Origin of the sequence: Sphingobacterium pedocola (assembly GCF_015209965.1) — a bacterium.
Taxonomy (GTDB): domain Bacteria; phylum Bacteroidota; class Bacteroidia; order Sphingobacteriales; family Sphingobacteriaceae; genus Sphingobacterium; species Sphingobacterium pedocola.
On record NZ_MU158689.1, the window covers coordinates 1,406,958 to 1,424,820 of the forward strand.

Annotated in this window: 20 protein-coding genes and 1 pseudogene; 12 read left to right on the top strand and 9 right to left on the bottom strand. The window is 38.2% G+C overall.

Annotated features, from left to right (window positions below):
• Positions 1-370 precede the first annotated feature (370 nt).
• The 5 genes from C4F40_RS05920 to C4F40_RS05940 all read left to right on the top strand — a co-directional run bounded on the left by C4F40_RS05920 (position 371) and on the right by C4F40_RS05940 (position 3,872).
• Entirely contained in the window at positions 371-964 is a 594-nt protein-coding gene (locus C4F40_RS05920; protein WP_196938430.1) for an ORF6N domain-containing protein, read from the top strand.
• 25 nt (positions 965-989) lie between these two features.
• Positions 990-1,256: an ORF6N domain-containing protein gene (locus C4F40_RS05925; protein ID WP_262894817.1), complete on the top strand. Its 267-nt coding sequence runs from the start codon at positions 990-992 to the stop codon at positions 1,254-1,256.
• A 168-nt stretch (positions 1,257-1,424) separates the two neighbouring features.
• Complete coding sequence (locus C4F40_RS21740; RefSeq protein WP_390881609.1) at positions 1,425-1,637, top strand: DUF1016 N-terminal domain-containing protein; 213 nt, start codon at positions 1,425-1,427, stop codon at positions 1,635-1,637.
• Between the two features lie 165 nt (positions 1,638-1,802).
• Positions 1,803-2,453, top strand: coding sequence for a hypothetical protein (locus tag C4F40_RS05935; protein WP_196938432.1), 651 nt, complete (start codon positions 1,803-1,805; stop codon positions 2,451-2,453).
• A 399-nt stretch (positions 2,454-2,852) separates the two neighbouring features.
• The gene (locus tag C4F40_RS05940; RefSeq protein WP_196938433.1) at positions 2,853-3,872 is read left to right on the top strand and encodes a hypothetical protein; all 1,020 of its coding nucleotides are present in this window, start codon (positions 2,853-2,855) and stop codon (positions 3,870-3,872) included.
• Between the two features lie 26 nt (positions 3,873-3,898).
• Here C4F40_RS05940 and C4F40_RS05945 read toward each other — a convergent pair whose 3' ends face one another.
• From C4F40_RS05945 to C4F40_RS05960, 4 genes are all read right to left on the bottom strand, one after another.
• On the bottom strand, positions 3,899-4,846 hold the full coding sequence (locus tag C4F40_RS05945; protein ID WP_196938434.1) for a hypothetical protein: 948 nt from the start codon (positions 4,844-4,846) through the stop codon (positions 3,899-3,901).
• Between the two features lie 249 nt (positions 4,847-5,095).
• Complete coding sequence (locus C4F40_RS05950; RefSeq protein WP_196938435.1) at positions 5,096-6,265, bottom strand: ATP-binding protein; 1,170 nt, start codon at positions 6,263-6,265, stop codon at positions 5,096-5,098.
• Positions 6,266-6,670: 405 nt separating this feature from the next.
• Positions 6,671-6,952, bottom strand: coding sequence for a helix-turn-helix transcriptional regulator (locus C4F40_RS05955; RefSeq protein ID WP_196938436.1), 282 nt, complete (start codon positions 6,950-6,952; stop codon positions 6,671-6,673).
• Between the two features lie 150 nt (positions 6,953-7,102).
• A complete protein-coding gene (locus C4F40_RS05960; RefSeq protein WP_196938437.1) occupies positions 7,103-7,702 on the bottom strand; it encodes a DUF6088 family protein in 600 nt (199 codons plus the stop codon).
• A 444-nt stretch (positions 7,703-8,146) separates the two neighbouring features.
• Here C4F40_RS05960 and C4F40_RS05965 point away from each other — a divergent pair, with 444 nt between their 5' ends.
• Together C4F40_RS05965 and C4F40_RS05970 are read left to right on the top strand one after the other, a co-directional pair.
• Positions 8,147-9,166 carry a PDDEXK nuclease domain-containing protein gene (locus C4F40_RS05965; protein WP_196938438.1) on the top strand — a complete coding sequence of 340 codons (1,020 nt, stop codon included), beginning with the start codon at positions 8,147-8,149 and terminating at the stop codon, positions 9,164-9,166.
• 40 nt (positions 9,167-9,206) lie between these two features.
• Positions 9,207-9,413, top strand: coding sequence for a hypothetical protein (locus C4F40_RS05970; RefSeq protein ID WP_196938439.1), 207 nt, complete (start codon positions 9,207-9,209; stop codon positions 9,411-9,413).
• Positions 9,414-9,503: 90 nt separating this feature from the next.
• Here the strand turns inward: C4F40_RS05970 and C4F40_RS05975 are convergent, their stop codons facing one another.
• Positions 9,504-9,683 carry a hypothetical protein gene (locus C4F40_RS05975; protein WP_196938440.1) on the bottom strand — a complete coding sequence of 60 codons (180 nt, stop codon included), beginning with the start codon at positions 9,681-9,683 and terminating at the stop codon, positions 9,504-9,506.
• A gap of 543 nt (positions 9,684-10,226) precedes the next feature.
• Between C4F40_RS05975 and C4F40_RS05980 the strand changes: the two genes are divergently transcribed.
• Together C4F40_RS05980 and C4F40_RS05985 are read left to right on the top strand one after the other, a co-directional pair.
• On the top strand, positions 10,227-11,129 hold the full coding sequence (locus C4F40_RS05980; RefSeq protein WP_196938441.1) for an Abi family protein: 903 nt from the start codon (positions 10,227-10,229) through the stop codon (positions 11,127-11,129).
• 581 nt (positions 11,130-11,710) lie between these two features.
• Complete coding sequence (locus C4F40_RS05985; RefSeq protein WP_196938442.1) at positions 11,711-12,634, top strand: hypothetical protein; 924 nt, start codon at positions 11,711-11,713, stop codon at positions 12,632-12,634.
• An 18-nt stretch (positions 12,635-12,652) separates the two neighbouring features.
• Here C4F40_RS05985 and C4F40_RS05990 read toward each other — a convergent pair whose 3' ends face one another.
• Positions 12,653-13,906, bottom strand: a complete 1,254-nt coding sequence (locus C4F40_RS05990; protein WP_196938443.1) for a hypothetical protein — start codon at positions 13,904-13,906, stop codon at positions 12,653-12,655.
• A gap of 46 nt (positions 13,907-13,952) precedes the next feature.
• Positions 13,953-14,759, bottom strand: coding sequence for a Fic family protein (locus C4F40_RS05995; protein ID WP_196938444.1), 807 nt, complete (start codon positions 14,757-14,759; stop codon positions 13,953-13,955).
• Between the two features lie 193 nt (positions 14,760-14,952).
• Here C4F40_RS05995 and C4F40_RS06000 point away from each other — a divergent pair, with 193 nt between their 5' ends.
• Positions 14,953-15,228 (top strand): hypothetical protein, encoded by a 276-nt coding sequence (locus tag C4F40_RS06000; RefSeq protein WP_196938445.1) that lies wholly within the window; start codon positions 14,953-14,955, stop codon positions 15,226-15,228.
• 120 nt (positions 15,229-15,348) lie between these two features.
• Here C4F40_RS06000 and C4F40_RS06005 read toward each other — a convergent pair.
• A pseudogene (locus C4F40_RS06005) lies at positions 15,349-15,501 on the bottom strand (helix-turn-helix domain-containing protein); the annotation flags it as partial.
• A 219-nt stretch (positions 15,502-15,720) separates the two neighbouring features.
• Here C4F40_RS06005 and C4F40_RS06010 point away from each other — a divergent pair.
• Both C4F40_RS06010 and C4F40_RS06015 read left to right on the top strand, forming a co-directional pair.
• On the top strand, positions 15,721-16,341 hold the full coding sequence (locus C4F40_RS06010; protein WP_196938446.1) for an FEKKY domain-containing protein: 621 nt from the start codon (positions 15,721-15,723) through the stop codon (positions 16,339-16,341).
• A 207-nt stretch (positions 16,342-16,548) separates the two neighbouring features.
• Positions 16,549-17,205 carry a hypothetical protein gene (locus C4F40_RS06015; RefSeq protein WP_196938447.1) on the top strand — a complete coding sequence of 219 codons (657 nt, stop codon included), beginning with the start codon at positions 16,549-16,551 and terminating at the stop codon, positions 17,203-17,205.
• A 156-nt stretch (positions 17,206-17,361) separates the two neighbouring features.
• Here the strand turns inward: C4F40_RS06015 and C4F40_RS06020 are convergent, their stop codons facing one another.
• Positions 17,362-17,643 carry a helix-turn-helix domain-containing protein gene (locus C4F40_RS06020; RefSeq protein ID WP_196938448.1) on the bottom strand — a complete coding sequence of 94 codons (282 nt, stop codon included), beginning with the start codon at positions 17,641-17,643 and terminating at the stop codon, positions 17,362-17,364.
• Between the last annotated feature and the right edge of the window lie 220 nt (positions 17,644-17,863).

The following is a 17,863-nucleotide window of genomic DNA, read 5'->3' on the forward strand; positions in this document are numbered from 1 at the left end:
AGGTGAACTTAACATCAATAATTGGTTAACCTTGTGTTAAGAAATCAAATTTCCATACACTATCTGCGGATAAAAATACAACATTCATCCAAACTTCAAAATATTTTAGTACTATTATTGTTTCTATAACAACCATATAAAATAGATAATTCCCGCCATCTTAATGTATATTCGTCACTGGAAAACCACACGCGAGCGAACTTGCGCATGCCGATAGGTGGATAATACTGAGCTATTAAATTACACCTGGGAAGCTGCGGATCTGCCAATTGTGCATGCACTCGTATATTTATATTGTAAAAAATTTAATATTCATGCATTAAGTTTAAAATGTGTGACCGCTAATAACGAATTATAAATACGGGGAATTATGAGTAAGAATAAAACATCTATTACACCAAAGAGCATAACCGATGATGTTCTCGTGAATAAGATATATGAGTTCAGAGGGCAAAAGGTAATGCTGGACAGTGACCTCGCTGAATTATATGATGTAGAAACGCGCAGGCTCAAAGAGCAAGTTAGAAGGAATATCATCCGATTTCCCGAACATTTTATGTTCGAGTTGACGAAAGAAGAATATGATGTAATTCTAAGATCGCAAAATGCGACCTTAGAACAGGGGCGTTACTCAAAGTATCTACCTTTTGCTTTTACCGAACACGGTGTACTGATGCTTTCAAATGTATTAAAGAGTGAAAAAGCTATCACGATGAGCATCCGCATTATTGATTTATTTGTGAAGCTGAGGGACATACTGTATATCAATACAGAAATGAAACTGGAAATCGCCGAGATGAAATATACCGTAGAACAGATCGCTAAGAAACAAAAAGGCCACGATCAGAACATCGAACTGCTCTTCGAATACATCGACCGGTTGCAGGATAAACAGGATAGCCCTGCTCCGAAAAAAGTAAAAAGTATTGTGGGATTTAAAGTTGGAGGAAAGGGAAAGAATTGATTGGTTGAAGGGACGCGACCGAGATTTGGCGGAGTTGTACGGCGTGGAAACCAAACAACTAAAACGACAAGTACGAAGGAATATAGATCGCTTTCCTCATGATTTCATGTTTGAGTTATCTAAGGAAGCGCATGAAATCTTAAGGAGCCAAATTGGCACTTTAGGACATGGAGAACATGCTAAATATATACCAATGGTGTTTGGCGAGTACTATTCCCATGGTGGTCCAAAACTGCGACGCAGTGTCACAGTTTTGCGGTGGAGGCATATCTTATGGACGTGGCATAACTAAATTTTAATATCAGGACAATGGAAACAGAGAACATCCTGATTTTTTGCATGAAGACGTTTCAAAATCTGAAAAAGCAATTGTGCAACCGGCGGTTGCAAAATTACAAAGAACAGATAATCAATAGCATAAATTTCGCAAGGCGCACTTGCACAAGTTAATCATCCAATTTTGCTACCAGTGGTTGCACTAATACCTTGGACACATCATACCATCATACTGGACAAGATCAAATCTGCTGACGATAGATTATTTTACATACGTAAGACCGCAGAAAATGGCTGGACTAAAAGTGTGTTGACTTTTCAAATAGAAAGCCGCGGCTGGAAAAAGTGGCGGAATTTGATGTGCACCATAATGCATCTGTACATATGCTTCGTATAGGATGTGGTCTTGCTGGTGGTTCATGGGATCAGATTGAGCCGTAAATACAATCCTGTCTAAGCGAAAAGGATATCGCGGTGATTGTTTATGATTTTTGAAGTCGCAAATTGTATTTTAGATTTGAAATTATTAACTTGTCGATTAACCGAGTTATTACTTTCTATTATGGAAAAAATTATCGATAAGCTTAAACAATTGGCACAGCAGTTATTTGGCGATGAAACGACTACGAAACCGAAAGACAAAAAAAAGGATGACACAAATTCCAGTTACAAAACTCCTTTAAACGGCAACAGTTTGCATACGGGCGGTTCCATAGCGAAAATGATCATTAATCTATCTTCTGAATTTTCCGACAATAAGGATGTAATCTATGCTAAAGGTTCGAATAACAAGCCAGAGAAAGTTACTCGTATAGCATTACAAAAAAAAGAAACCTATCCCGTGTGCCTATGGCAGCTGTATTTCTGGGATACAGACCTATTTACAGAGCTGATCGAAAAGAATTCCCGATTAGAGCTTATTAAAAAAGACAGCCTAAAAGAGACGGCATCAAATGCAGAAATCTTGCTCCTTAGCAGTGGTGGGGACGATTTCTCGGTAAACAATATTCTTGCAGATCTCGATCTGTCTAACAAATATGTGGTAATCCTTTCTAACTTTGACGAACAACGTGTACGGGAGCGTATAAAGTACCGAATCGATCTGTGTCCTTCAAAACTTGATATCATGAATAAAAAGTCCTTTGACAAATTTATCGACTACGTGATAGAACTAGCCACGGGTGACGACGTAAAAAGTACTCACAAAGCTTAGACGAAAGCACATTATTCTTCTTCATCAACACGTTTTCTGTGTCGAATACTATGGACTGCTTCGGCTAAAATGGATATTGGTTATGGTTAACCTGTGCATTTGTTAAGCTTTTGTTAATTCCGGCAGATGCTGTAATATTCGGACAGATGCTGCCGTTTATATAGTATTCATAATTTAGGTTAATAATTGGTTAGTTAGAAACTCCTGAAGCTCCCCGCTTCAGGAGTTTTTTATGACGTAGAACCKGTTTATGACAAGATTATCTCGTATAGCCTTGGTATAATATTTCTCACATTGTTTATTACCGGCTGTCGCAGTTATTTGCGTTACGGTTTGGAACGGTACCGTTTTATCCGTAAATTAGGCTTTTGACCTATTCGTTAGGTGAACCTACATTCTATGAAAGCAAAACATAACTCTTACTACCTATTTACGGACAAAAATCAATTGACCCATGTGGATACATTTAATATCTTGATCCAGGAGTCATATGATAACGGTTATATCGTCCTCTTCTCAGTGACAATATCATCAGAGGCCATCAAAGCAAACAACTTGTCTTTATCGATCTATATACCATGGCTGAACAACAAATGTGAAATAAACGAATCAATGGTTAGATGGGAGAGTGATTCGGGCACGTACACCGCAGAGCCTTGGCAAAATACACACTGGGAGCTTGATGCGCCGGCGATACCGAAGCAGACAGCGAAAGGACACGAGAAAATCCTAAGTATAAAATTTAACGTAAACGCATCTATCCTTTCAGTTTCTCCTGCGAAGTTAACCACCTCTGTGGCTATCAAGCCCGATATACCTTTCCTATTCAAAAGACATATAAGTTTAAGAGGAATGGGGGAACTGTATTGTCTTGATGTTAATGACAGTAAACACATCCCAAAAGATCTACAGGGTCTGCTTAAAGAAAAAGAGCTTTCCTCTTTTAGGGAGTTTAACTTGGTATCACATGTGTATAAAGAAGAAACTGAAATATCCTCTAGCGATATATCTTCGAAGGACTACGGTAAGAGGACTACAAACTCGCGCCGGTTTGATCCATCCGATATATACATGCGTACTGTGAAAACAGTGAATACCCAACTCTTCTCGTCGTTAAGTATACGGCCGAAAAAGTTTTTTCGCACCTCGTATCTGATATTGACTATCTTGGCAGCCATCTCAATTGTTGTGCTAGCTGTGGTTACAGCCAGAGGAACGGACGCGCACCTCGCAACACTATCAAGTTTGGAAAGATCAAAAGTCTTGCCTTTTCCTGTAAGGGTAGTTGGGGTAATAATTTTCCTTCTTTCCCCCTTGTTAATGTTTCAATTTGCATTATATTGGTTGCGAAAAGAATACTACGCTCAAGCCCGAGAAAAAAAAGCTCGACGAGACACAGAGTGTTCGGCACCTCATTGATCGTAACGTTTGATCTACCTTGAATCCTAATTACAAACAGCGTATAATTCTTTAACAAGGTTTACTTTATTCTTTTTCTTAAATGCAATAGCCCATTTTTCTAACTTAGGAAACAGATCTTCCCATTCTTGGGTGGTTGAATTGTCTTTTATCAGTTGGTACTGCCTTCTCTCCATCAATTCGCAATGTTCTTTAAACATCCGGACTAGAAAATTCCGTAATACTGCGGCATTAGTCTTATCGATTTCAAGCAGTGAGGTTACTGCCTCCATTACTTGATACTTCTCTTGGGCACCGTGATAATCATCCTGGAGCTTGGGCAGCAAAAGCTCCCTTACAGTTTCGACATATTGCTCTCCGTTGTCACTCATTAAACTGTGACTCACACTTATTGCTAAACAACGATCTCGATGCAGATTTTCCTTGGCAAACTGTATAGCCTCTTCGAGCGTTCTGAACTTGGCTATGATGTAATAAAAAGATTCAACGAGGTTTGTTGGACCAATCCGAAGGTCAATATGATGTAACTCGTCCATTAGCTCATTTATCTCAATATCTTTCTCTAGATCGACACAGAGATCGATAAAAAGAAATGCCGCACCAGCAATAGACCAAATATTCTGAGTTGAAATCAAATCTCGGTTAAAGGTTTGTTTGAGCGACTGATATAATAATTCTTTCTGTTCGGTGGAAAAGCTATCCGCGGAAAACAAATTATTTAGTGGACGGACTAACAGATCTACCTGCGTACTCATCCAATCGCCGTTGTTGGGCTTCTCCCCTTTCATGAATGCATAGTAGCGGTAAATGATCGTGGGATATACCTCAGCGAAGGTTTTTAATGCTTCATCAATATAGCCATCAGCCAGTTGTTCATTAAATAAGGCCACCTGTTGCTGTATTTCTTCTCTGGAGTCATAAAGGTCGTATATTTCATCGCCAATTGGCAACACCGCTCGATTTGTTTCTTTCATAAGTAAGCATATATTTAGCTATTAGCTAAGATAAAAAAACTTGATCGGGAAAAAAAATATTAAGCTTTTGTTAATTCCGGCAGGTGCTGTAATATTCTGGCAGCTGATGCCGTTTATATAGTTCATAATTTAGGTTAATAATTGGTTAGTTAGAAACTCTTGAAGCTCCCCGCTTCAGGAGTTTTTTAGTTTTTGGTTACTTAACTGTCAGACAATGACCTTATCCGCAATAGAATTAATTTTAGCTATTTAATCTTCGAACTTTATATTTCGAAAATTAACCATTCCGTTTTCCGAACTGTAGATGTCATTTTCTCCATCGTAGATAACCTGCGTAGAGACTACATCATCACCTACCACACTTCGGAAGTAACCTAAGCTTTTTATAAAGTTCTTGGTAAATGCTTTTGCCGATTTGACCTCGTAAGCATACAATTTTGTACCTTTTTCTTCAATGAGATCTACTTCGTGTTGCGATTTATCCCTGTAAAAATAAAGATGAGGTAATTTACCTTGATTGTACCTGTTCTTGAAAAACTCTAATACCACCATATTTTCAAAGATGGCTCCCCGCAAGGGATGCGTTGCTAATTGTTGCTCATTTTCGATACCCAAAAGAAAACAAGCTAAGCCCGTATCGTAAAAATACAGTTTCGGAGATTTAACCAACCTTTTTCCTATATTTCGAAAGAAAGGTGGTAATCTGAATATAACATAAGAGGCTTCCAAAACACTGAGCCACTCCTGAATGGTGGGCACCGAAACACCAAGTTCATTAGATAAAGCGGACGCATTGAATTCAGTACCGATCCGCCCGGCACAAAGTTTTATAAATGTTTGAAATCGGGTAATATCTTTTACATTCAAAAGCTGACGTATATCCCGTTCTATATAAGTATTATAATAGTTTTGAGCAACATCTTGTACGGGAATACCTTTTGTCCATACAACAGGATATCCTCCATTTAAAAGTATCGTATCTGTGCCTTTTTCTTGTACGCGGATTCCTAACTCTGACAAAGATAATGGCAGTAGAGTAAGGATTGCAGCTCTACCTGCTAACGATTGGGTAATACCTTGCATTAAAGAGAAATTACTACTCCCTGTAAGTACGAAGTTACTATCTTCGTTTTCATCAACTATAACCTGAATGTAAGAGAATAATTCTGGAAGATGCTGCGCTTCGTCTACTATTAACCCATCAGCGTGTTGTTCTAAAAAAGCTTTAGGTGCTGTAAGCACTTGCTCTCTGGTACTGGGATTTTCAAGGTTGATGTAATGGTAAGTCGAAAAATGATTTCTGCATAGGGTCGTCTTTCCAGACTGTCTTGGTCCGGTAACTACAATAACTGCGTACAAACTAGACAATCGTTGTATTTCACTTTTTAATTCTCGTTGTAAAAACTCTGATTTAGCCATTTTTAAAGTTCAACTTTAGATTTGTCCAAAAATACGTTATTTTTTACATATTTTAGCTTACCTCCGTATTAAATTATGACACCAAAGTAGATACTGACTTCAAGGATCGCTTTGGTGAATTTAACATCTTAGAAGTTGTAAAGAGGTTAATGAATTTATAGCTGATATGTATTCGGAAGATGTGCAGGAATGCAATAACCAACAACCTGATATCCTCTTGGTAAGAACTGCTATGGAGATAATTAAATAAATTTTGTATCGAATACCAGAAATATCGATTGCATTAATGTCATATGGGTGGAAAAGGACAAATTATTGAACTACGACTGGGCGGCAGCTGATTTGCAATCGTCAAGGAACTGGTGCTGCAATAGGATCTATATATCGATTTTACCTTTTGCCATCTTACAATAATGCTAAATCTTGTAATTTTCTGCCAAATACATCATCTGCAGCTAACCGGGAAAAATCATCTTGTAGCCCCAGCACACGTAAAACATTAAAATAGGCTCCCATTGCTACACCTGCATCTCCCTTTTCAACCAAATATAAGGTAGAACGAGCAATACCAGCCCGCTCCGCCACCTGTACAGCGGTGAGTTTTCTACGCTTACGAGCGAGTTTGATATTCTCTCCCATTTTTTCTAAGAGAATACCATATTTTGGCAAAACAACTTGTTTCTTCATTTCTAAATGTTTGATATTTCGATCAAAAATAAACAATACGATTGAAATATCAAACAAAACATCAATCTCGTCTCAAGCTCAGTCAAACTTAGCTTCCATTGCTCTATGAGACGTGAAAGGTCTGGAAAGTTCTTATGTTCGTGCAAATAGCTAGTTGACATAAGCTTCCGATTTCATCTGATCTAGCACTGGTTCTATTAACTTTTTAGTCTTCGTATGGCCATACTCTTGTACGGCATACTTCAATTTATTGAAGTCCATTGTTTTAGCCTTGAGGAAAGCATTTTTCAAAACCATATCCCGATCCTCTGCAAGACTATCAAGATGATTAACCAAATCAACCAAAAGAAATTCGGGTGTAGCTTTTTTCGGGAAATAAGGAGTTTTGTGAAAGAAGAATTTTCTTCCGTTTAGATCAATCTCTCCATGTCGCTTGTGATTGTATACCACACGTTTGTTGTATAACTGAGTAGTTCCCAATCGCAATGCATTATAGCTATTCGGTGAAGTCAATAAAAAGCGATCATCTTTCAGAAAACTGCGTACCAATACCTCATCTTCAGGAGGAACTGCTCCGAATATAGATTGTTTGGGAAAATAATACAAACCTTGTGCTACCTTTTCAAGTATTCCTTCATCGACCAATTGTGCCAAATGTCGATCCACCGCATTAGAGTATCTGATCAAGTCTTCTCTACGATACACTTTACCCGGCTTTAGTTGTTGTTTTAATGCAGTCACTCTATTCATAGCAAGACCTCTTTTATTAACTATGTCCTACAAGGATACAGAACAAGACGTGAAATTGCAAGAATTCTAATTTAAATTTCATGCATTATAAGAAGAATAATTCATGAAACGTATTAGAAAACAGACACCTATAGGAGTATTCATAATTTAGGTTAATAATTGGTTAGTTAGAAAMTCCTGAAGCTCCCCGCTTCAGGAGTTTTTTATGTGATCATGCGTAAAAAAAGTGTCCTTCCTACTCAATTATTTATTTAATATTTTGTTGCACACAAATTTGCGTTATGCCACGCTATGATGAGAACGAGGAAAAGATAAAGGTTTCGGTGCTTGACCAGATCGAACTGTTCTTGGAAACGAGGATGTTATTTAGTCGTAGTAGCTTTTTACGAACAAAGACTTTAGCAACTAATATTTTTAGTATATTTATATCGTAAAAAATACGATATGGAAGTCGAAAAGCTATATACCGAAATACTCGAAGCTGCAGTAACCGAAATACAGACTGCTCGCATAAATATTGCCCGAAAGGTGAATGAGGCCGGAATCGGTATGTATTGGAATCTGGGCAAATTGCTTAGTGAAAAGAAAATCGAAAAAGGCCATGGTGCCGGTGTAGTAAAAAGGTTGTCGGCTGATCTCAAGTTAAAGTTCCCAGATATCGGTGTTTCACCCCGTAACCTATGGCACATGAAACGCTTCTATGAGCGCTATTGCCATGTTGATCCAAAACTGCAACGCTGCGTTGCAGTTTTGCCGTGGAGGCATAACCTACTATTGATAGAGAAAGTCACGGATGATAAGGAAGCGTTGTACTATGCTGAGAAAGCCATTCAGCTTGGCTGGACGAGAGATATACTTCTAAATTACATAAAAGCCGATGCCTTTAACAATGAAAAACATCTCCCGAAGTCCCATAATTTTTCAGAAGCCTTGCCCGAAGTTCTCGCAGAACAAGCAGACGAAATGCTAAAAAGTAGTTACAACCTAGGTTTCCTAGGATTAACTCAATCTGTGAAGGAAAAAGAACTCGAACAGCGGCTGATTGAGAAAATAAAGCATTTTGTTCTGGAGCTGGGTCGTGGTTTTACTTTTATAGGGAACCAATATCGGCTAGAATATAACGGTAAAGAATATTTTGTTGATATCCTACTCTACCATAGAAACCTTCGTAGTCTAGTGGCTCTCGAACTAAAGATTGGGTCGTTCAAACCAGAATACGTCGGTAAGATGAACTTTTACCTTGGGCTACTGGACAAATTAGAAAAACAGCCCGACGAAAACCCATCCATAGGAATAATCTTGTGTGCAGACAAAGATCATTTAGATGTTGAAATAGCGCTACAGGATATCAATAAACCGATAGGTATAGCGGAATATCAGTTATTATTGCCTACTGAGGAGCTGAAAAACTTGGTATTAAAAGAAATAAAGGATAGTAATGAGGAACAGGCTGATGATAAATAAAGAAGAATTAAAGGAGCATATAGAAAGGTAAAACATGCATATGAAAAAGCTAGCTACAACCATATTTTTATTGTCATTGATCACAGTGGTCTTTGGACAAGATGTAATCAACAACACCACTAAGACTGTCACGCAATCCGGCGTAGGTCTCGGATCCATCATTGCTGTAGTCACCTCCTGGGATCGTAATAGATCCATTGGATGGGTAATATTACACGGAATCTTCGGTTGGCTTTATGTTATTTAACATTACTGCTAAAGTTTAACTGAAAAACTACCGTTGAGTTTCGTACTTCAACCCGGCTGAGGCAACACCCCTTGTTGACCGTTCGTAAATTTATTTCAGGATGTATTTTACACTTACTTCTGCACTTACTTTAATTTTTTCGAATTCAATTTTAGGTGCTTCATATTTCGCCTTTTCATTTGAACCGTATCCACTAATATGCAACCCTGCAACGCGGCCTTGAAGGCAATAGGACAAGCTTAAAATCAATGCTAGAAATATTTTATTCATTTAGTTGTATTTTGTTTACGGTGTCTTTTTTTCTTACGGCTATTGTTTTCGTATTGGCGAAGTAGCGTAGCTCGTGTCGAAGATATGAAAGCGCAGCTATTTAGCAAAGTCATTTGTGGCCGGCACTCAAGAGGCCTTTTAAAAAGTAGAGTAAACCGTTAAGCTTTTGTTAATTCCGCTAGGTGTTGTAATATTCTGCCAGATGCTGCCGTTTATATAGTATTCATAATTTAGGTTAATAATTGGTTAGGTTAAAACTCCCGAAGCTCCCCGCTTCAGGAGTTTTGTCTTATCGACATATCCTATAAGCCCCAACCTGACGCGATCTGAAACACACAAACAAAACAGCGTGTGCAATGCTAATTTTAAATAGGGCAAATTCGCCATAATTAAAAGTCAACTATTACATTCTGAAAACACAAAAGTTGCATTTATAAATATAAGCACGTATATTTGTATCAACAGTACACGCCACGCTACCCATAAGAACAGCGTCCCAGGGCGTGTCTTTTGCTTTATAATCAATTGTAACATTTTTAGTCGATGTACGACAAAAAAGCCTTTACTATTACGCAACAGATACAACAGCTAACAGATCGAGGACTGATTATCAGAGAATCCGATAACGTAGAACATTATCTTTCGCATATTAGCTACTATCGACTTGCAGGCTACTGGTGGCCTATGCAACAAGACAAAATAAACCATGCCTTCAAACCCAACAGCAAATTCAGCGATGTAATTGCTTTATATAGCTTTGACAGAGAGTTAAGGATCCTTCTATTTGATGTTATTGAAAAAATTGAAATAAGTCTGCGTACCAAATTGATCTATCACCTTTCACATGAAATTGATCCTTGGTGGTTTCAAAATTTTGATTTTTTTCAAAGTGCCCCCGACCTTGTGAAGACATTATCCGCAATAGAAGAAGAAATAGATCGATCAAAAGACACGTTTATTAAAGAACACAAAAAGAAACATAAAGATGATGGTAGGTTTCCGCCTGCCTGGAAATCCTTAGAGCAAACAAGCTTTGGCTCGTTATCCAAACTATATGGTAACCTAAAGAATACGGTATCTTCAAAGAATACTATAGCGCAAGAGTTCGGTACGGTTAATCACACATATCTCCCAAGTTGGTTACAATCAATAGCTCAAATAAGAAATTATTGTGCACATCATAGCAGGTTGTGGAATAGAAATTTGCCGGGTAGGCCTAAGCTTCTTAGCAACCCACCTCATAGATGGATACAGGAGGTTCCTAAGGAACACGAATTTCAATTTTTATATATACACCTCTGTTGTATGAAATACTTACTTAATATTGTTCAGCCTTACAACCATTTTAGAGAGAAATTAGAGGAATTATTCGTAAAGTATCCAAATGTAGACCCCAAAGCGCTGGGTATGAAAGAAAGCTGGCAACAAGAAGAGTTGTGGAAATAGTATATTTTGTGGGAGAAAAAAATAGATAAATTTTACTTAACAACTCGGTATTGCTATAAACGTGGGTCGAGCGCCGCCTCTACCCTTTTGCATATAAATTGGTTGATTGCGAATTGCATCTCACTGAACATGCGCAGGCCATATGGGTGAATAATAGTGAGCTATTAATCGTGAAAGCACTAATGCAGCAATAGGATGTTAAGTTTTCGTTAATTATAGGAGGTACTGTAATAATCTACCAGATGCTGCCGTTTATATAGTATTCATAATTTAGGTTAATAATTGGTTAGGTTAGAAATCCTGAAGCTCCCCGCTTCAGGATTTTTTTTGTGTGATCCTACGTAAAAACAAAGTGTCCTTCCTAATAATCATTCATCTAATATTATGTTGTACACAAATTTGCATCATGCAACGCTATGATGAGAACGAGGAAAGATAAAGGTTTCGGTGCTTAACGAGATCGAACTGTTCTTGGAAACGAAAGTTTCCAGATTGATACATCTGTGTATTTCGAAAAAAGAAACCGAAAGCATGGATAAAATCATACACGATTCTTAAAAAATAATTACGAATTTTACGCTATGGGCATTTCACAGGAAATATGGCAGGGATTTATCAAAGAATATCCGGAGGCAAATAGTGGTAAATTATCGATCGACGAGCTTAATGCTCGTATGGCAAAATATATGGAGAAGCAAAACGCCACTCCACTCGAAGACTTTGACGGTCTGAGTGCGCACCAAATGCACTTACTACTGGAGCACCCCCTTGCAGAAAACAGTCCACTGAAATGGATTGCACCGAAGCATGAAGATGACCTAGCAAACGTACCCATATTGAAACTTTCTCAACTTTTATTGTCTGAAATAGCAAAGGCTAAAGAGGTAAAACTAACGACAAAAGGAAACCTTCCAATCGCTATCTGCACTACACTGGTCGAGCAGAACTTGATCGAGTGGGAGTATATGAAATACGTTAAAAAGCTAACTGAAGATAACATCCCATACATATGGCCGATGAAGGAATACCTCCTAAATGAAGGGTTGATAAAAAAAAGAAACAATAAGCTCTCCCTGACCAAGAAAGGCGAAAAGCATCTCCAGCTCCGCAATAGTGAAAAACTACGGAGTCTACTGTCATTCTTCACGTCGCGATTTAATTGGCAAAATTTGTATGAACTAGAAGATAACGGTGAAGTGGGAAACTTGGGATGGGCATTCTCGATCTACCTATTGCTGAAATATGGGCATGAAAAGATAAATGCGCAATTTTATGCAGATAAATGGGTGCAGGCCTTTAGACCGGAATACTGGGCGGAACGAAATAATGCGGACCACCGAGGAATGCTAGGGTATATTCGTTACGCCTACGAATGTCGATTTTTCGAATCCTTTGCCGCTTGGTTTGGCTTGGCTAATGTTGACAGGATTCGAATACCACAACATTTTCCCGACAAGATAGAAGTATCTAAATCTGAAATAATAGATAAATGCTTTGATTTGTAAGTTACAATATATACGCACTTATTCTATCAATCTGGCATAGTAGGCATCTTCTTTATAGTAATTGCTATACATCCAGGCGACGCCCAAGCTGCCTGCGAATGTCTTGACTTCGACACGCGCACTTGTCGTATCTGCATGCTCCTGTGAAAACAAATGCATGTTCATATAACGCGTCCCCCATTTACCATCATCAAAATTTACGACATGTGAGTTTACAAGTGGAAGAATTACTTCACCACCACAGCAAGCTGTGGACTGCTCCCACTTGTGCGTACGCTGAGGGCCTATTATGTTGCAGACCTTAACGAATGAAGAGCTAAAAAACGTGAATAGTAAGAATACTACAAGATATTTCTTTCCTCTGAAAAACTCGAAATCTACATAGAGAATTCTTGCTACAAAGACTTTGCCAACTAAGAGGCCTAAAGCGCCCAGTGCTAATCCCCATAACCAAAAAAATAGCTCATCCGTAGTACGGACATTTTGAAATAGAAGCAAGCTAAAGCAGAAAACGGATAGGCAGATTTTGGCAAAGATGCCCTCCGCTTTCCACCCCCTGTACCAGTGTAGATATCGTGTAGCTAAGTGGAGCTGCAGTGCTACAACAATACATACCACTGCAGCGATCCATGTCTTAAAATAAAGGCTAGATACAAAGACGGACGCCACTACAATTGTGGTCATGACATTCGTCGAAAGATACCCTAGATACAGCCAATTCCCACGGTGTATATTCAAAAAGTCCCTGTATTCCTGCAGGCTAGCATCAATCATCTTGTTCAGCTCCGCTTGTGTATTCTTGATATGCTTAAATTTTCTATTGCGGACAAATTCGGTATTGGAATCAACAATAGCATGATGACCGACTATCCACTTGCTAAGTACATAATCAGTCCGCAACGTAGCTTGGTTTTTAACGCTATAATCTGCCTTTAGCATAGAAAGATTAAATAGCTCAATACCAATACCATCATCGGACCATAGGTATGATAATGTACCTCGTCGGACATCATATATCGTCAGCCCCGAAGGATTTAATATGGCCTTCCATCGGAATACGTAGTACGTATATCTGGATACGATAAAAATGAGCACCCCCAATCCTAGAATAGCAGAGAGCCAATACATCTTGGCAACTTCATCTTGATCCATGGTCATTAAAAAGGGCTGAATGGTAAATCCCAATGTTGTAATAAGTATAATTAAGGTAATTATTAGTAATCTACGGTAAAAGAGTGAATAACGAATAGTTTCTTCAGAATTAGTGGTCATATTAGCTTAATTTTTATTGATCAAATTTAAATATAATAAAAGTGGATCAAAACTTCTGGTTTGTTAATTCTACCAACTCATAATTCGTACTTCTTCCGCCTTCGGATTCTTGTCGTAAAATTCCTTTTTCCATCAGATCTTTTATATCTCTCAATGCGGTGTCCGGTGAACATTTGCTGATTTTTGCCCATTTGGAAGAGTTTAGTTTTCCTTCAAAACCGTCTAACAGTTTGTTCAGCACTAAACGTTGTCTTTCGTTTAACAGGGTCTGTTCGTGATGTTTCCAGAATTCGGCTTTATAAACTACTTTACCAAGTGTTTTTTCGGTTTCGTGCAAAGCATTTTTCAGGCAATGTAAGAACCAGTCCAACCATTCGGTGATATCGCCACTGCTATGCTGTACTTTTTGCAAAACTTCATAATAGCGTTTTCGCTCGACCAAAATCTGGCTCGACATACTGTAAAAGCGTTCCGGACTTTTATCTGCTTTGGTCAGCAATAAATCTGAAATAGCCCTGCCTATCCGACCGTTTCCGTCATCGAAAGGATGGATGATGATAAACCAGAAATGGGCAATAGCTGCTTTTAAAACCAAATCTGTCGAACTGTCATTGTTGAACCAATCCAGAAAATTATCCATTTCTTTTTTGACGGCTTCTACTGCAACAGCCTCATAATGGATTTTCTCTTTTCCCATCGCGCCCGAGACAATCTGCATTTCTCCAGTTCGGTAACGTCCAACTTCTATTTTATACATTCCGCTTCTTCCGGTCGGAAACAAAGCCGAATGCCAGCCAAATAACTGGTCTTCGGTCAAAGGCTGCAGATAATTTTGCGTAGCATCCAACATCATTTCTACGAAATATTCGCCGCATTTTTGCGGTGAATAAATCAACTATTCGCCGCATCGTCTTATTTTATATTAATATAACCTTTATCAGAATAATTTATCAATAGGTATCTGTTATGTGATGTGATTTGGGACGTTCACTATACTTGCAAAACTCGGGTAGCCTACAACGACAGAACATACGCAAGCTTTATGGTTGAAGAAATTAACCGACGCAAGCAATTCCATATTTGAGAGTACCAAAAATGTAGACGAGCACGGCAATGAATATTGGACTGCACGCCAGTTGGCGAAAGTACTGGAATACTCAGAATATCGCCACTTTATTCCTGCCATAGATCGAGCCAAGGAAGCCTGCAAAAACAGTGTCCGGATCATTTCAGATCATTTCGAGGATATCCTCGAAATGATCCCAACAGCGAAAACAGCACATCGCCAAGTACAAATTATTAAATTATCGCGATACGCATGATACCTTATTGTACAAAATGCTGACCCATCAAAAGAGATAGTTGCCCTTCTGCTGTTTCGGTAATAATACCTGCGTTAGTATCATTATATTTGACGATTCCCTGCCTCATAATCTTTTGTATTAATAGGGTCCTAATGTATGCCCGAATAACATAAGTACTTGGTTGATTTTTGCTACACTCAGATTATCTTTCCCCTGTTCTATCTTTCGAATTACCGTCAGCGCAACACCCGCACCTTCGGCAAGATCTTCTTGCGTCAGTCCGACTTGCTTTCTTCGGTTTTTACAAAATCTGCTATTGGATTCATATTATATGCATTTAGATATAAATCTAAAAAAAATAAATGAATTATATGTAATTGCATATAGGAAGTACGACTGTGCACTGAATCCATAACGGATATAACTGGTCAAATTTCTTTACCGAACTATTTCCAAGCAATTTTATATATTAGTAGGGTACAATAATTAAAGCATTGACTGCGAAAAGCGATGAAGAATAACAGTGCCGACAAGAACAACATTCAACGTAAGAAAACTCGACTCGGGCTGCTGTTGGCCATAATAGCGATAATATGGACTTTACTCATTATCCTATTGGATTTATCAAACCTTGGCCAATGGGATTATATTAGCATCAACCTAAAGCGTATTAGGCTAGAAGATAACGTGATATTCTTGAAATTAATAGCTGCCGGCTGTATTATTGGACTCATCCCATTTGCTAAACGGAAATATAAGGCACGAATTGCGTTATCCATACCGATGGCTTTCATCGTTTTTTGCTTATACCGAAGTGTAATAATGATCGACTTCTATTATGGGTGGAGTGACGGATGCAATTATTTTACTGCAAAGAGGGATATCGAAAAAGGCAAGATACAAATATTGTATGCTGGGCAACTATATTACGAATCGGATGAGGTGTACGATGCGCTAGATTCTCTTACCAAATCTTACGGATACACTTTAATTAATGTAGGTATTTTTTTTCCCGGAGCGGAGAGATACAATGAGGTCATGTATGATTATCTAAAAAGGAAAAACGGTCCGGACTGGCAAGATGTATACGGGAGAAAGGCCGACTCTATTCGTAGTACTGCGAAGCCATGAAAATAAGAGAATTCTTCATATTTTAGATTGTTGATTGTTATCAAACTTAGGTAAATTAGTCTTTAAATATAATATTATTGCCAAAGGGGTCATCAAGAGTGCCAACAAACGCATTGCCTACTTTAACAGACGACGTATAGAAAAATATTGTTGCGATATCAGCAACAAATTATTAATTTAGAAATTATTAACTGATGCTAATGCCAAATGATTAAAACATTCCTATTTTTTATTCTATCAGCTTTATCCTATTGCTGTCACAGCCAAGATAGTGTAAAGTTCGAGAATACCTATCCTGAGGGCATCTATCTGACCAAAGAAGATTTTCTTAAAAAGACCCCCAATGAGAATAAAGAATTGATCGCTAAAAGCGTACTTCTTGGTTCGAGGAAGGTAATAGACGCAATTCCGGATCAGTGCATCTTCTTTTATAAAGAAAACGATAAAAAAGTAAAAAAGACTTTTGCGATATGCTACAAAGGAAACCTGTATTTCCAAGCGTTATCTATATTGACAAATAGAGATAGAAGAGACAAATCACAGACAACCAATTTCCCGAATTCCTTTTGTCGTGTGATTATAGGTGGGCAAAATTTTCTTTATACCGAGCTTGATTTAGCAAATTCATGGAAACAAGGATTTGGATACGGTATGGGTGGAGTTGCCGGTGCTGCAATTGCAGCAAATGCCATAAAGGGTAAAGGAATCGCGTGGGATTTTAAAAATGGTGAATTTAACATCTTTAGAAGTTGTAAAGATTTTAATGAATTTATAGCAGATAAGTATCCGGAAGGTGTGCAGGAATGCAATAACCAACAACCAGATATCCTTTTGGTAAGAACTGCTATGGAGATGATTAAATAAATTTTGGATCGAATACCAGAAATATCGATTGCATTAAAGTCATATGGGTGGAAAAGGACAAATTATTGAACTACGACTGGCCAGTAGCTGATCTGCCAATCGTCAAGGAACTGGTGCTGCAATAGGATCTATATATCGATTTTACCTTTTGCCATCTTACAATAATGCTAAATCTTGTAATTTTCTGCCAAATGCATCATCTGCAGCTAACCTGGAAAAATCATCCTGTAGCCCCAGCACACGTAAAACAGTAAAGTAGGCTCCCATTGCTACACATGCATCTCCCTTTTCAACCAAATATAAGATATAACGAGCAATACCAGCCCTCTCCGCCACCTGTACAGCGGTGAGCTTTCTACGTTTACGAGCGAGTTTGATATTCTCTCCCACTTTTTCTAAGAGAATACCATATCTTGGCAAAACAACTTGTTTATTCATTTCTAAATGTTTGATATTTCGATCAAAAACAAACAATACGATTGAAATATCAAACAAAAATTCAATCTCGTTTAGAAATCAGTCTAACTTAGCTTCGATTGCTCTATGAGACGTAAAAAGTTCCGGAAAGTTCTTATGTTCGTGCAAATAGCTAGTTGACGGAAGCTTCCGGTTTCATCTGATCTAGCACTGGTTCTATTAACTTTTTAGTCTTCTTATG

Coding starts and splice junctions, on each gene's coding strand:
- C4F40_RS05965 (WP_196938438.1), top strand. CDS start 8,147: ATGGAAGTCGAAAAGCTATATACCGAAATACTCGAAGCTGCAGTAACC.
- C4F40_RS05980 (WP_196938441.1), top strand. CDS start 10,227: ATGTACGACAAAAAAGCCTTTACTATTACGCAACAGATACAACAGCTA.
- C4F40_RS05975 (WP_196938440.1), bottom strand. CDS start 9,683: ATGAATAAAATATTTCTAGCATTGATTTTAAGCTTGTCCTATTGCCTT.
- C4F40_RS05950 (WP_196938435.1), bottom strand. CDS start 6,265: ATGGCTAAATCAGAGTTTTTACAACGAGAATTAAAAAGTGAAATACAA.
- C4F40_RS05945 (WP_196938434.1), bottom strand. CDS start 4,846: ATGAAAGAAACAAATCGAGCGGTGTTGCCAATTGGCGATGAAATATAC.
- C4F40_RS05920 (WP_196938430.1), top strand. CDS start 371: ATGAGTAAGAATAAAACATCTATTACACCAAAGAGCATAACCGATGAT.
- C4F40_RS05935 (WP_196938432.1), top strand. CDS start 1,803: ATGGAAAAAATTATCGATAAGCTTAAACAATTGGCACAGCAGTTATTT.
- C4F40_RS05960 (WP_196938437.1), bottom strand. CDS start 7,702: ATGAATAGAGTGACTGCATTAAAACAACAACTAAAGCCGGGTAAAGTG.
- C4F40_RS05940 (WP_196938433.1), top strand. CDS start 2,853: ATGAAAGCAAAACATAACTCTTACTACCTATTTACGGACAAAAATCAA.
- C4F40_RS05970 (WP_196938439.1), top strand. CDS start 9,207: ATGAAAAAGCTAGCTACAACCATATTTTTATTGTCATTGATCACAGTG.
- C4F40_RS06015 (WP_196938447.1), top strand. CDS start 16,549: ATGATTAAAACATTCCTATTTTTTATTCTATCAGCTTTATCCTATTGC.
- C4F40_RS05995 (WP_196938444.1), bottom strand. CDS start 14,759: ATGATGTTGGATGCTACGCAAAATTATCTGCAGCCTTTGACCGAAGAC.
- C4F40_RS05955 (WP_196938436.1), bottom strand. CDS start 6,952: ATGAAGAAACAAGTTGTTTTGCCAAAATATGGTATTCTCTTAGAAAAA.
- C4F40_RS06010 (WP_196938446.1), top strand. CDS start 15,721: ATGAAGAATAACAGTGCCGACAAGAACAACATTCAACGTAAGAAAACT.
- C4F40_RS05990 (WP_196938443.1), bottom strand. CDS start 13,906: ATGACCACTAATTCTGAAGAAACTATTCGTTATTCACTCTTTTACCGT.
- C4F40_RS05985 (WP_196938442.1), top strand. CDS start 11,711: ATGGGCATTTCACAGGAAATATGGCAGGGATTTATCAAAGAATATCCG.
- C4F40_RS06020 (WP_196938448.1), bottom strand. CDS start 17,643: ATGAATAAACAAGTTGTTTTGCCAAGATATGGTATTCTCTTAGAAAAA.